Below are 13,383 nucleotides of genomic sequence, written 5' to 3' on the forward strand. Positions count from 1 at the left end.
CCGTCGGGACGTAGTTCGTCGGAGGGTCCCCCGCGCGTGGTGTCGGGTGACCCTCCGACGTGTGTGTGAGCCGGGACGCAACCGCTGGTCACGGCCTTGTCAGCGCCATGATCCGTGGCCGAGGATGGCCACCGGACCACCGCCCCGCCGCGTGGCGGGACCGCGCCAGTACGGGCGGCCGGAGGGGTGTTCCGGAGCGAGCAGGGGGAGACGGCGTCGTGTCCGATGCAGCACTGGGGCGGTCCGCCGGACACGCGCTCGGCCCGTTGGGACTGGCCGAGCCGGACGGGCAGGTGTACGCGGCACTGGTCGCCAACCCGCAGTCCACGGCGGAGGAGCTGGCCGAGAGCTGCGGCCTGACGCTCCAGCAGGGCGTGCGCGCGCTGGACCGGCTGGCGCAGCAGGGGATGGCCACCCGGGCCCCGGTGGACCGGGAGCGCTACCTGCCGGTCGCCCCGGACGTGGCGATAGGGACCCTGATCGGCCACCGGGAGTCCGAACTGCGCAGCGCCCGGGCCGAGATGCACCGGCTGATGGACGCCTTCCGGGAGGCCTCGCGGTACACCGACCCGGCGCACTCGGTGGAGGTGCTGACCGGCGGCGAGGCGATCGCCCAGCGGCTGGAGCACATCACCGGGAGCAGCCAGTACCAGGTCCGCGGCTTCGACCGCCCGCCGTACATCCAGGACCCGGTTTCGGCGATGCCGTTGCAGCGGCGGCGGCTGCGGGAGGGCCTGCGGTTCCGGACGATCTACGACCGGGAGGCGGTGGCCTGGCCCGGCCGTCTGGAGCGGAACATCCTGGTCGGCGTCGCGGACGGCGAGGAGGCGCGGGTGCGGCCGACGCTGCCGATGAAGATGATCATCTCGGACGACCGGATGGCGATCATCCCGATCAGCGTCGGCGACAGCGTGCTGGACGCGGCCTACGTGATCCACCCCTCGGCGCTGCTCCAGGCACTGGACACGCTGTTCGAGGCCGAGTGGGAGCGGGCCGTGCAGTTGCAGGCCGCGATCGGCACCGGGGACGCCTCGCCGGAGCCGGACGCCGACCACCGCAAGCTGCTGGGGCTGCTGGCCGCCGGGCTGACCGACGAGTCGATCGCCCGTTCGCTGGGCTGGAGCGCCCGGACCACCCAGCGGCGGTTGCAGGCCCTGATGCGCTCGCTGGGCGCCACCACCCGCTTCCAGGCCGGGATGGCGGCCCGGGAGCGGGGGTGGCTGTGAGGCGGGGCGAGGGCGAACAGGGATGGTGGTGAGTCGGGGCGGCGGTCGACCGGGTGACGGGCCCCGGTCGGCCGCTCAGCTCCAGGGGCTGAGCGAGGCCCAGTGGCCGTCCGGGCCGCGGTCGACCTTCTCCAGCCCGACCACGGCGGACCGGTTCAGCCGCCCGTAGATGTGCGGGAACAGCACGCCGGGGGTGGCGCCGGGCGGCGGGGCGCCGTGCGCGGCCTCCCACTTGACCATCGGCTCCACCAGTGCCTCCTCGATCAGCAGCACCATCAGCGGGTCCGGGGTGTCGGCGAAGAAGGAGTTGGCCACGGCGAGCGCCGTCCGCTCGTCCGCCGAGCAGTGGATGAACCCGTCGGTGAGCAGCGACGCGGTGGCGTACGGACGGCCGGGGTCGGACAGCCAGTCGTCCAGGGGGGCGAGATGGAGGATCATGTTCCTTTTGTACCCGCTTTCCGGTCCTGAGCGGTCGTCACGGGGCCTCCGGCGTCACAGCCCGGCCACCTTGGCGGCGGCGGACACCTCGTACACCAGGGTGAGGCTGCGGCGGGCGCCCGGGCCGAGCGGGACGTCCCAGCGGACGATGCCCTCGGTGTCGAAGGCGTCCGGAGCCGGGGAGCACTCCTCCTTGCGCAGCCGCACCTCGACCTCGGCGACCTCGGAGACCGGCACCCGCTCGCGGACCGTGACCAGCTGCTCGTCGTGCTCCTCCGGGCCGGAGAAACGGGACAGGTGCAGCCGGACGGTCCGGGTGGTGGTCCGGCGGCCGCTCAGGGCGGTGGTGCCGCTGCGCTCCTCGGTCTCGCGGACCACCCGGTAGCCGTCCGTACTGCCGAAGGACAGTTCGGCGTCGGCGCCGGCGGCGGTGAAGCGCAGCTCGCCGCGACCGGTGAAGCCGCTGCCGCGGACCAGCTCGACCGGGCCGGCCAGCAGCGGGTGCCCGGCCGCGTTGCGGAACCGGACCACCCGGGTGACCAGCGGGGACAGCTCCGGGGCGCAGGCGAACTCGCTGCTCGCCGGGCCGGTGAAGGCGCCCAGCGGGACCCGGTGGGCGCGGCCGTCGGAGGGGACGGTGGCCGGGGCGGGGGCGGGCAGCACCCGGACCTCGCCGCCGTCGTCCAGGCCGGGGACGGCGGCGTCCGGGCCCAGGGTGCTGACCTCCTCCTCGCGCAGCTCGATCTCGACCGTGCGGCGCTCCTCGTCGGTGCGCTCGCGCAGGACCAGCAGGTCCTCGGCGAGCACCGGCGGGTCGGTGGCCAGGGCGGAGCGGGCGGTGGAGAAGGTCAGCCGGGCGCCGGTCCAGTCCTCGCCGGTGCGCTGCCAGACCACCGCCTCCGACTCCAGGCGCAGGCCGTCGGAGTCCAGAGTGGCGCGGTAGGAGGGGCGCCACAGCGCGCAGGGCACCAAGTGGTGGACGGTCAGCTCGGCCGGGCCGGGGTGCTCGGCCTCGACCGTGAGCTCCAGGTGGGCGTGCAGCTCGGCGGGCTCCTCCTCGGCCTCGTCCAGGGCCAGCAGGGCCTGGGAGCGCTCCTGGTCCAGGCGGCGCAGCCGGGAACGGGTCGCGCGCAGCTCCTCGCCGTGGCGCTCGCGCTCGGCGTCCACCCGGTCCAGCTCGCGGGCCCAGCGGGTGCGCTCGATCTCGCCGACGCCGGCGCCCTCGCCGACCTCGCGCAGCAGGTCCGCGGTCAGCTGGGCGAGCAGGGCGAGCCGGGCCTCCAGCCGGGCGCGGGTCTGGTCCGCGAGGCGGTACTCGGCCTCCAGCCCGTGCAGGCGGTGGCGCAGCGCGGAGTCCGCCGGGCCGGGCGGCAGCGGCGCGCGCGGGGACCAGGAGCGCACCAGCCGGGCCTCCAGCACCCGGGTGCCGGGGGCGGCGGACTCGGCGCGCAGGGTGCGGTCCACGGCGAGGGCGGTGAGCGGGCCCAGCCGCAGCCGCTGGACGCCCGCGGTGAGTCGGACGGTCACCGAGCGCTCGACCTGGGCACGGTCCTCCAGGCAGGTGACGGCGGTGACGGGGAGGGCGGTGACGGGGAGGGAGGGGGGAACGGAGGCGGGGACGGGAACGGGGAGGGGCGCTGGGAGGGGGAGGGGAACGGTCTCTTCGGTCATCTGGTCAGTTCCTCCGGTTTCCGCCGACGATGGCCTTTCCGGCCGGGATCTTGATCTGGTAGCCGCCGTCCAGCTCGGTGCGGCCACCCGGCGCCAGCTCGACCCGCCAGAGCCGGGTGCCGGCCGGGCACTCCGGGGTGGGGACGGCCGGGGCCTGCCAGTCCGCGCGCTCCTCGATCCGGATCTCGGTGTCCGAGGCGACCGGCACGCGCTCGCGGACCTCGACCGTGACGGGGCGGCCGAGGCGGTTCGCCAGGTGGACGTGCACCCGGTGGTCGAGCACGGTGCTGTTGCCTTTCAGCATGCCGGTGGCGGACTCGCGCAGCTCGGTGCGGCGCGCCACCTCGACGCTCTCGGTGACGCCGATGCCCAGGCTCCGGGTGCCGCCCGGGGCGAGGGTCGGCAGGGCGGCGGTGAGCAGGAACTCGTCGTCCACGGTGACCTCGACCGGGCCGGCCAGCACGGCGCGGTCGGTGCGGTTGGCGAGCACCAGGGTCGCGTACACCTTCTCCTCGACGGCCGGGACGGTGACGTACTCGGGGCTGACGGAGAGCGGGATCTCGTCCACCGTGACGGTGTGCCAGGTGCCGTCGGAGGGGACGTCGGCGGGGGCGGCGGCGTCGAAGCGGTGGTCGAAGGAGCCGGCCGAGACGCGGGGCGGGACGGCGTGGCGGGGGAGGGCGAGGCCGGTCAGGCGGATGCCCGGGTGGACCTGCTGCCAGGTGTCGTGTTCGAGCCGGGCCGGGCCGGGGCGCAGGGTGCCGCGGCGGTCGGCGGGGGCGTCGGGGCCGGCCAGCTGGAGGTCGGGGTAGTCGAGCAGGTCGGCCGCCGGGACGAAGCCGGTGTCGGGCGGTGGGGTCGCGCCGCGGCGGCGCGCGGAGCGGCGGGCCTCGGCCGGCGGGGCGCCGCCGAAGGCCTGCGGCATCGGGGCACCGGCGGGGGCCGGGGCGCCGGGGGCGGGCGGGCCGCCGTAGCCGGCGAAGCCGGGCGCCACCGGGGCGGGGGGTACGGGGGGCAGGGGCACGGGGGCGGGGGCGGAGAGCGCCGGGGCGGAGGGCGGCTCCGGGACGCTGAGCATTCCGCCGCCGGACGGGCCGGCGGGCGCCGCCTCGTCCGCGAGGAACTCGGCACGGGGGCCGGCCGGGCGGGCGCCGCCGAGCCGGGCCGAGAAGCGGCGGCCGGGCCCGGGTGCGCCGGGCGGGACCGGGAGCGGGACGTTGCGGCGGCGAGGGCGGCGGGCGGGGCGGTCGGCCGCGGCCGCGTCGTAGCCGGTGAAGAGGTCGGACAGGCCGGCCGGGGGCTCGCGCCAGCCCGAGGGCGGCGGGGCGGGCTGGCTGCGGCCGATCCGGAGGGAGGCGAGTCGGGGGAGGTCGGTGCGGCGGTCGAGGTCGGCGGTGGACAGGGCGAGCCGGACACCCGTCCAGTCCTCGCCGGTGTGCTGGGCGACGGCGGCGCGCAGGACCAGCTGGGCGGTGTCGGCGCCGGTGCGGTGGCTGAGCCGGTAGGCGGGCACCCAGCGGGCGGTGGGGACGCCGTACTCCAGCTCCAGCTCCAGTTCGATCCGGTCGGGGGCGGTTTCGGGGGCGTTGGCGTCGGGGGTGTTGGTGGTGAGGGTGAGCAGGACGGTCTTGGTGGTGCCGACCGGCTCGGCGCGGTCGGCGGTGGACGCGCGGTCCAGCCGGTCGGCGGCCAACTGGCGCTCGTGGTCCGCGAGTTCGACCTCCCGGGTGAGCTGCTCGGAGCGCTCCTGGAGCCGGGCCAGCCGTTCGTCGACGAAGTCGGCGAGCTCCAGCCAGGCGTCCGCCGGGGTGCGGCGCAGCGGCTCGTCGGGGCGGCGCTGGGGCGGGACGGCGCGCAGCGCGGCGGTCTCGGCGATCGCGGCCAGGATCAGCCGGTGGCGCTCGTTCAGGGCGCCCTGGCGTTCCATGGCCTCGTCCAACTCACGCTGCAACTGCGGGAGTTCATCGGGCTCGTGGAGTTCGGCGAGCGTTTCGAGGCGGGCCTCGACCACCGTGGTGCCGGCCGGGCCGGAGAGCACCCGGGCGCGCAGCGAATCGGCGCGCAGCGAGTCGGGCAGGCCGGTCAGCCGCAGCCGTCCGTCCGGGGGGAAGGGGACGGTGGCCCGGCGCCGGCACACCGCGCCCTCGGCGTACACCACGACGGAGTCCAGGGCCGACGGGTGGGCCGGTACGATCGGCCGTTTCGACGGCCCGGTGTGGCTGCTGTGTTGATCGTCCATGCGCATCCCCTTCGTTCGCGTCCGGTGGTCCCGTGGCCCGGTGGTCCCGCAGTCCGGTGTGCCGCGGCTCGCCCCGTCTGTCCCCCGGGCGGCCAGTCTGCCCCGCCGGGGGCCGGGCGTCGCCGGATTTCCCGGGGCACGGCGTGTGCACTGGGTGGGACGGGGTGCGGGGCGCGGTGGTTGCCGGGGCGTGGCGGTCAGCGGGGGCGTTGGTTGCCGGGGCGTGACGGTTGGCGGGGTCGGGGGTCGGCGGGGGGCGTCGGGTGGGAGGATGGGGCGCGGGCGCGCCCGGTCGGCTCCGGTACTTCGTCGCGCCCTCCGGCACCCGCTGAGCACCGCCCGTTCGTCGAGCACCGCCCGTGTGAACCGTCCCGTCGAGAAACCGTGATCGAGGAGAGCCACCCGCCATGCGCACTGCCGTCGTCGTCGGCACCGGACTGATCGGCACCTCCGCAGCCCTGGCCCTGGCCGCACGCGGGCTGACCGTCCATCTGGAGGACGCGGACCCGGACGCCGCCCGCACCGCCGAGTCGCTCGGCGCCGGCATCACCGAACCGGCCGAGGGCCCGGTCGACCTGGCGATCATCGCCGTCCCGCCGGCCCTGGTCGGCAAGGTCCTCGCGGACTGCCAGCGCCGCAATCTGGCGCACTGGTACACCGACGTGGCCAGCGTGAAGTCCGGCCCGGGCAGCGAGATCGCCACGCTGGGCCTTGACACCGTCCACTACATCGGCAGCCACCCGATGGCCGGCCGCGAGCGCTCCGGCCCGCTGGCCGCCCGCGCCGACCTGTTCGAGGGCCGCCCCTGGGTGCTCACCCCGACCGCCGACACCGACACCGACACGCTCAACGCCGCGCTGGAGCTGGTCGCGCTGTGCGGCGCGGTGCCGATCGTGATGGACGCCGAGGCCCACGACCGGGCCGTGGCCCTGGTCTCGCACGCCCCGCAGCTGGTCTCCTCGCTGGTCGCGGCCCGGCTGGAGCACGCCGACGAGACGGCCATAAGGCTCTCCGGCCAGGGCGTGCGCGACGTGACCCGGATCGCCGCCTCGAACCCCGGGATGTGGGTCGACATCCTGTCCGCCAACGCGGGCGCGGTCGCCGACGTGCTCGCCGAGGTCGCCAACGACCTCGGCGAGACCGTCACCGCGCTGCGCGCCCTGGAGGCCGAGGAGGAGGGCACGCGCCGCTCCGGTGCCGAGGGCATCGAGGCGGTCATGCGGCGCGGCAACACCGGCCAGGCCCGCATCCCCGGCAAGCACGGCGCCCCGCCCACCCGGTACGAGACCGTCGCGGTCGTCCTCGGCGACCAGCCGGGCGAGCTGGGCCGGCTGTTCGGGGAGGTCGGCGAGGCCGGGGTCAACATCGAGGACGTCCTGATCGAGCACTCGGACGGGCAGCAGGTCGGCTTCGTCCAGCTGTCGGTGGCGCCGATGGCGGTCAAGCGGCTCACGGTGGCGCTGCGTGCGAGCGGGTGGAGCGTCCGGGACTGACGCTTCCGGGCCGTGTCCGGGCGGGGCGGTGTCCGGTCGGGGCGGGTTCGGTCGGGGACGTGTCCGGGCGGGGCGGTGTTCGGTCGGGGCGGTGTTCGGGGCCGGGTGGTACGGGTCGGGGTGGTACGGGGGAGCAGGCGGGGAGGGGGAGCGGGCGTGATCATCGAGTTGCCGCTGGGGGAGACCCGGCACGGGTTCGCCGGCGAGCCGGTGGACCTCGGGAACGAGCGCTTCCTGCGGGCGGTGGTGGGCGGGGACTTCCTGGTCCGTCACCGCAGCGTGGCGGCGATGGTCGAGCGGCCCCGGCCGCAGCCGGTCCGGTCGGAGTTCTTCGCACCGGAGCCCGCCGAGCCCGAGCCGACCGGGAGCCTGTTGCTGCGCGCCGCCCACGCGGCCTTCGCCGACCACTTGCCGCTGAGCCTGTCGCCGGACGTGCTCTGGTACGCGGTGGTGCACGAGGTCGCGGCGCACGTACGGATGTACCCGCCGCGCTACCGGGCGCTGTTCGGCGCGGCGGACCGCTCGCGGGCGCTCGTCGTGCGGGACGACTCGCTGGTGTGGGACGACTCGCTGCTGGGCGGGGGTGCCGACTGGGCGCGGTCGGTCCGGCTGGTCCGGGAGCCGCTGGTGGCGGCCCTCGGCGCGGAGGTGGTCGAGCTGTTCCGGCCGGCCTTCTCCACCACCACACCGGACGACGAGGCCTCGGCCCTGGTCGCGCTGATGGACGTGGTCAGCCCCTACTACGACTTCCGTTGGGAGACCCGCTGCGGCATCCCGCGGATCCGGCTGGAGGGCACCGCCGGGGACTGGGCGCTGCTCGCAGGCCGGGTGGACGCGCTGGCGGAGCGCTTCGACTGGCTGGTGCCGTGGTTCGACGGACTGCGCCCGGTGCTGGCGGAGATCGCGGCGACGGCGGCGGGCGGCCCGGTGGACGAGGGCTTCTGGCGTTCGCTGTACAAGTGGGAGTCGGTGTCCGGCGGTCCGCTGGTGACCGGCTGGCTCACCGCCTTCTTCGCCCACACCCAGACCCCGGACGGCCCGCGGTTGCGACAGACCTTCGGCTGGCGGGCGGCGGCCGGCACCTCGTACCATCCGGACGCCTTCGCGGTGAACGACTTCCCCTCGCACCTGTCCGCGGTGCCCTTCGTGTGGGATCGTCTGGGCGTCGAGCTGCCGATGATCTTCGTCGGCGGGGTGCTCGGGATCGAGCGGGACGGGGACTTCCTGCGGGCCCGACTGGGGCACGCGGTGCTGGAGGTGCAGTGATCATCGATGTCGCGCTCGGGGACGGGCAGCAGCCGGGGGACACGGCGGCGCTGGAGGTGGTCGGGAACGACGGCTTCCTGGCGGCCGTGGTCGGCGGGGAGTTCACCGTGCTCCACCGCAGTACGGGGACGCTGCTGGTGTCCCCCGCTCTGTACGCGCCGCGAGCGGGGGAGACGGAGCCGACCTGGAGCCTGCTGCTGCGCGCCGCCCACCTCGCCTTCGCCGAGCACCTGCCGCTGAGCCTGTCGCCGGACGTGCTCTGGTACGCGGTGGTGCACGAGGCCGCGGTGCACGTACGGCTGAACGCGGAGCGGTACGAGGGGCTGTTCAACGCCACCCCCGGCGGCGGCAAGCGGACCATCCAGGTCAGGGACCACAGCCTGCTGGACGCCGACCCGGACTGGGCCCGGTCGATCCGGCTGGTCCGGGAGCCGCTGGCGGCGGAGATCGGGCCCGAGCTGGTGGAGCTCTTCCAGCCGTCGTTCTCGACCACCACGCCGGACGACGTCTCCTCGGTGCTGGTCGCGCTGATGGACGTGGTCAGCCCGTACTACGAGTTCCTCTGGATCACGCTCTGCGGCATCCCGCGGATCCGGCTGGAGGGCACGGCCGAGGACTGGGCGCTGCTGGCCCGGAAGGTCGGCGAACTGGCGGAGTGGTTCGAGCCGCTCGGGCCGTGGTTCGACGGGCTGCGCCCGGTGCTGGCGGAGCTCGCGGCGACGGCGGCGGGCGGGCCGGTGGACGAGGAGTTCTGGCGCTCGCTGTACAAGTGGGAGTCCGAGTCCGGCGGGAACTTCGTGTCCGGGTGGATCACCGCCTTCTTCGCGCACACCCAGACCGAGGCCGGACCGGAGCCCCGTACGGAGTTCCGCTGGCGGGCGACACAGCAGCGGTGGAAGCGGCGGACGGTGGAGCTGGGACCGGCGCGGTTCACCGAGAACGCCTTCCCGTCGCACGTGTCGAAGGTGCCCTTCGTGTGGGAGACGCCCGGCGGGCGGCGGTCGATGGCCTTCCTCGGCGGAGTGCTCGGCATCGAGCGGGACGGCGAGTACGTGCGGGCCCGGCTCGGGAACGCGGTGCTGGAGGTCGAGCGGGAGCCGTTGGCCCCGGCGGCCGAGCAGGCCGAACTGGCCGCGGCGCAGCTGCCGCCGGGGTGGACGATCGAGCGGGTGCGGGAGGTCGGCGGGTCCCCGTGGGCCAGGCTGATGGGAACGGACGAGGCCACCGTCCGGACGGTGGCGGGCGAGCCCGGGGGCAGAGCGGTCGCACTCATCCGATTCAGCCTGTTCTGCCTGGTTCGGTGCGCGGGCGACGACGACTGGTACTTCGCCCTGCCGCTGCCGGACGGCACGGTGCAGCTGGAGGGCTCGCGCGGGCCGGACCTGGCGGGCGCGCTGGCCGGGGCGGCCCACTGGTGACCCCGGCTCGGTGAGGCGGCGGTGTCCGGGCCGGTGAGGTGGTGGTGTCCGGGCCGGTGAGGCGGTGGTGTCCGGGCCGGTGACGCTGTGGTGACCGGACCGGGGCTGCCCACTGGTGTCCGGCTCGGTGAGGCGGTGGTGACCGGGCCGGGACGGGGTTCGGCGGCGGTCCATTAACCTTGAGGGAGACAATCCCCGGCCGCTCGCCCCCGTAGGCGCCGGCTTCCATGCGTCAGCATGCTCAGAGAGAGGTTCGGCCCCGTGGACACTGCCGACCGAGCGCACGCCCCGGTCGTCGTCGCCATCGACGGACCCTCCGGCTCCGGCAAGTCGACCGTCTCGCGGGCGGTCGCCGCCCGGCTGGGCCTGAGCTTCCTGGACACCGGCGCCATGTACCGGGCGATGACCTGGTGGATGCTGGCCAACGACGTGGACGTCGACGACCCGGAGGCGGTGGCCGTCGCGTGCGGCAAGCCCGTCATCGTGTCCGGTACGGACGCCGACGGGCCGACCATCACGGTGGACGGTCAGGACGTCTCCGGACCGATCCGGGGCCCCGAGGTGACGGCGCAGGTCAGCGCCGTCTCCGCGGTGCCGGCGGTGCGGGCCCGGCTGGTGGAGCTGCAGCGCGGCTGCGCCGAGGTCGCCGAGCGCGGCATCGTCGCCGAGGGCCGGGACATGGGGACCGTGGTGTTCCCGCAGGCCACCGTCAAGGTGTTCCTGACCGCCTCCGAGGCGGCCCGGGCCGCGCGTCGGGCGGCCGAGCTGCGGGCCAAGGGCGTGGACGAGGCGACCATCACCGCGATGGCCGCCGACCTCGCGCGCCGCGACGCCGCCGACTCCTCCCGGGAGACGGCGCCGCTGGCCCAGGCCGTGGACGCGGTGCTGGTGGACACCAGTGAGCTCACCCTGGAGCAGGTGATCGGCCGGATCACCGCGCTGGTGGAGGAGCGGGCCGGACTGTCCTCGGTCTGACCGGTACGGCCGGTCTTCGAAGGACCGGCCGACCATTGCGACCGGCCGACCATTGAACGAACCGCGGGCCGTCAGGTGCCGCGGAGGAAACCATCGCGCTGCCCCAGCGGGGCAGGTACGCACGGCACGCCCCTGGGAAGGGCCGCGCCGGGAAACGGAACAGACGAACATGACCGCAGACCACTCCGCCGGGCCCGGCGAGCTGGACGCCGCCGACTACGCCGAGTACATGGCCCTCGCGGCCGAGGAGGGCTTCGACCTCGACGGCTTCGAGGGCGAGGACGGCGCCGAGCACGTCCGACTGCCGGTGCTGGCCGTCGTCGGCCGCCCGAACGTCGGCAAGTCGACCCTGGTGAACCGCATCATCGGCCGCCGCGAGGCCGTCGTCGAGGACAAGCCGGGCGTCACCCGTGACCGGGTCACCTACGAGGCCAGCTGGAACGGCCGCCGCTTCAAGGTCGTCGACACCGGCGGCTGGGAGATCGACGTCCTCGGCATCGACGCCATGGTCGCCGCGCAGGCCGAGCTGGGCATCGAGCAGGCCGACGCGGTCCTGTTCGTCGTGGACGCCACCGTGGGCGCCACCGACACCGACGAGGCCCTGATCAAGCTCATCCGCCGGGCCGGCAAGCCGACCGTCCTGTGCGCCAACAAGGTCGACGGCCCGTCCACCGAGGCCGAGGCGGCATACCTGTGGTCGCTGGGCCTGGGCGAGCCCTTCCCGGTCTCCGCCCTGCACGGCCGCGGCTCCGGCGACCTGCTGGACGCCGTCATGGACGCGCTGCCCGAGGCCCCGGCGCAGACCTTCGGCGACGCCGCCCCCGGCGGCCCGCGCCGGATCGCGCTGATCGGCCGCCCCAACGTCGGCAAGTCCAGCCTGCTGAACAAGGTCGCCGGCGAGGAGCGGGTGGTCGTCAACGAGCTGGCCGGCACCACCCGTGACCCGGTCGACGAGATGATCGAACTCGGCGGCAAGACCTGGAAGTTCGTGGACACCGCCGGTATCCGCCGCCGGGTCCACCTGACTGCCGGCGCCGACTTCTACGCCTCGCTGCGCACCTCCGCCGCGCTGGAGAAGGCCGAGGTCGCGGTCGTCCTGATCGACGCCAGCGAGACCCTGGCCGAGCAGGACACCCGGATCATCTCGATGGCCGTCGAGGCCGGGCGCGCCGTCGTCGTCGCCTACAACAAGTGGGACCAGCTCGACGAGGAGCGCCGCTACTACCTGGAGCGCGAGATCGAGCGCGACCTCGTCCAGGTGCAGTGGGCCCCGCGCGTCAACGTCTCGGCCAAGACCGGCCGGCACATGGAGAAGCTCGTCCCGGCGATCGAGACCGCGCTGGACGGCTGGGAGACCCGCATCACCACCGCGCGCCTGAACGCCTTCCTCGGCGAGCTGGTCGCCGCCCACCCGCACCCGATCCGCGGCGGCAAGCAGCCGCGCATCCTGTTCGGCACCCAGGCGGGCATCCGTCCGCCGCGCTTCGTGCTGTTCGCCTCGGGCTTCCTGGAGGCGGGGTACCGGCGCTTCATCGAGCGTCGTCTGCGGGAGGAGTTCGGCTTCGTCGGGACGCCGATCTCGATCTCGGTGCGGGTGCGGGAGAAGCGCAACAACAAGAAGAAGTAGGTCGCAGCTGCAGTCGCAGCTGTAGCTGTAGCTGTAGCTGTACGAGCTGGAGGGCTCCGTCACCGGTGGTGGCGGGGCCCTCGGGCGTTTCCGCTGCCGGTGGTGTGCGCCGACCGACGGTTCGGCTGCTTGCCCAGGCCGGTCGGGGGCCAGTTGGGGCCCGTCAGTGGTGGTCGCCGGTGCGGCCAGGGGGGAGCGAGAGCATCTGGCGGTGGCGGCCGCCGGTCGGGGCGGGGGCCGTGGCGAGGCCGGTGGCCGTGCCCAGCAGCGGGGACGGGGCCGGCGGCGGGGCGGGCACGGTGTGCTGGACCGCGCCGAGGTAGCCGGCGGCGACCCAGCCCTGGCCGTTGGTGAACTGGGGAGCCGGGGGGACGGCCTGGCCGTGGCCGTCGCTGGTGGCGGCGGTGGCGGCCATGGTGGCGAGGGGCTCGGGGTGGGGGGTCGGCTGGTGCTGGGGGTGGTGCTGGTGCTGGGGGTGGACGTGCGCGTGGTGCTGGGGGGCGTGGTGCTGGGTGTGGGTGTGGTGCTGGGGGACGTGGTGCTGGGTGTGGGTGTGGTGCGACTGCGTCGGCATGAACTGGGGGAGGCCGGAGGGCTGGCCCGCGTAGGTGTGGAAGGCCTGCTGCTGCGTCGACGGGTACGGGCGCTGCTCGCCGAGCAGCGGGTGGCCGTCGCGAATCGCGAAGCCGGTGAACCTCAGGTCCTCCTCGCCCGAGCGGTCGCCGGGCAGGGCGCGGAACAGTCGTCGGTACTCGGAGTACAGCTCGTCGTAGATCGGGGTCGTCGAGTGCGGGTGCTCCGCGTCGTACGACGGGCGCATGCCCGGGATCGAGCGGGGGGCGGTGGCCGACCGTCCGGCGGGTGCGGAGACGTCGTAGCTGTACACGTAGGGGCCAACGAGTGAGAGGCGGCGGGGATGCGGGGGCGTTCGGCGTACCGGGGGGAGGGGCGGGCTCGCCGGGTGCTGCGGACGCGCCGTGCCTGCCGGGTGCGGCGGAAGGGCGGCGGGCCCACCCCCCAACCCCCCCAC

10 protein-coding genes are annotated in these 13,383 nt (G+C 75.1%); 6 read left to right on the top strand and 4 right to left on the bottom strand.

What is annotated here, in order from left to right; genetic code table 11:
* The first annotated feature begins 218 nt into the window (after positions 1-218).
* Positions 219-1,226: a helix-turn-helix domain-containing protein gene (locus tag ACFV8H_RS04675; protein WP_375887094.1), complete on the top strand. Its 1,008-nt coding sequence runs from the start codon at positions 219-221 to the stop codon at positions 1,224-1,226.
* Between the two features lie 75 nt (positions 1,227-1,301).
* On the opposite strand, the gene ACFV8H_RS04680 is transcribed toward ACFV8H_RS04675, so the two are convergent.
* Genes ACFV8H_RS04680 through ACFV8H_RS04690 form a run of 3 tightly spaced genes read right to left on the bottom strand, consistent with a single transcriptional unit; the run spans position 1,302 to position 5,574 of the window.
* Complete coding sequence (locus tag ACFV8H_RS04680) at positions 1,302-1,664, bottom strand: DUF952 domain-containing protein (RefSeq protein WP_375887095.1); 363 nt, start codon at positions 1,662-1,664, stop codon at positions 1,302-1,304.
* Positions 1,665-1,718: 54 nt separating this feature from the next.
* Positions 1,719-3,335, bottom strand: coding sequence for a DUF4139 domain-containing protein (locus ACFV8H_RS04685; RefSeq protein WP_380396514.1), 1,617 nt, complete (start codon positions 3,333-3,335; stop codon positions 1,719-1,721).
* A 4-nt stretch (positions 3,336-3,339) separates the two neighbouring features.
* A complete protein-coding gene (locus ACFV8H_RS04690) occupies positions 3,340-5,574 on the bottom strand; it encodes a DUF4139 domain-containing protein (protein ID WP_380396515.1) in 2,235 nt (744 codons plus the stop codon).
* A 407-nt stretch (positions 5,575-5,981) separates the two neighbouring features.
* On the opposite strand from ACFV8H_RS04690, the gene ACFV8H_RS04695 reads away from it, so the two are divergent.
* From ACFV8H_RS04695 to der, 5 genes are all read left to right on the top strand, one after another.
* Positions 5,982-7,067, top strand: coding sequence for a prephenate dehydrogenase (locus ACFV8H_RS04695; RefSeq protein ID WP_380396516.1), 1,086 nt, complete (start codon positions 5,982-5,984; stop codon positions 7,065-7,067).
* Between the two features lie 156 nt (positions 7,068-7,223).
* Positions 7,224-8,333, top strand: coding sequence for a DUF4419 domain-containing protein (locus ACFV8H_RS04700; RefSeq protein ID WP_380396517.1), 1,110 nt, complete (start codon positions 7,224-7,226; stop codon positions 8,331-8,333).
* Positions 8,330-9,751, top strand: a complete 1,422-nt coding sequence (locus tag ACFV8H_RS04705) for a DUF4419 domain-containing protein (protein ID WP_380396518.1) — start codon at positions 8,330-8,332, stop codon at positions 9,749-9,751. The genes ACFV8H_RS04700 and ACFV8H_RS04705 overlap by 4 nt, the downstream gene beginning before the upstream one ends.
* A 237-nt stretch (positions 9,752-9,988) precedes the next feature.
* Positions 9,989-10,726, top strand: coding sequence for a (d)CMP kinase (gene cmk / locus ACFV8H_RS04710; protein WP_380396519.1), 738 nt, complete (start codon positions 9,989-9,991; stop codon positions 10,724-10,726).
* Positions 10,727-10,895: 169 nt separating this feature from the next.
* A complete protein-coding gene (der, locus tag ACFV8H_RS04715; RefSeq protein ID WP_375887112.1) occupies positions 10,896-12,353 on the top strand; it encodes a ribosome biogenesis GTPase Der in 1,458 nt (485 codons plus the stop codon).
* 163 nt (positions 12,354-12,516) lie between these two features.
* Here the strand turns inward: der and ACFV8H_RS04720 are convergent, their stop codons facing one another.
* The gene (locus tag ACFV8H_RS04720; protein WP_380396520.1) at positions 12,517-13,239 is read right to left on the bottom strand and encodes a hypothetical protein; all 723 of its coding nucleotides are present in this window, start codon (positions 13,237-13,239) and stop codon (positions 12,517-12,519) included.
* Positions 13,240-13,383: the final 144 nt, after the last annotated feature.

This window comes from Kitasatospora sp. NPDC059827 (assembly GCF_042731675.1).
Classification (GTDB): domain Bacteria; phylum Actinomycetota; class Actinomycetes; order Streptomycetales; family Streptomycetaceae; genus Kitasatospora.

Excerpts from the sequence above, each read along its gene's own strand:
- ACFV8H_RS04685 (WP_380396514.1), bottom strand. The coding sequence starts at position 3,335 with ATGACCGAAGAGACCGTTCCCCTCCCCCTCCCAGCGCCCCTCCCCGTT.
- der (WP_375887112.1), top strand. The coding sequence starts at position 10,896 with ATGACCGCAGACCACTCCGCCGGGCCCGGCGAGCTGGACGCCGCCGAC.
- cmk (WP_380396519.1), top strand. The coding sequence starts at position 9,989 with ATGCTCAGAGAGAGGTTCGGCCCCGTGGACACTGCCGACCGAGCGCAC.
- ACFV8H_RS04680 (WP_375887095.1), bottom strand. The coding sequence starts at position 1,664 with ATGATCCTCCATCTCGCCCCCCTGGACGACTGGCTGTCCGACCCCGGC.
- ACFV8H_RS04690 (WP_380396515.1), bottom strand. The coding sequence starts at position 5,574 with ATGGACGATCAACACAGCAGCCACACCGGGCCGTCGAAACGGCCGATC.
- ACFV8H_RS04695 (WP_380396516.1), top strand. The coding sequence starts at position 5,982 with ATGCGCACTGCCGTCGTCGTCGGCACCGGACTGATCGGCACCTCCGCA.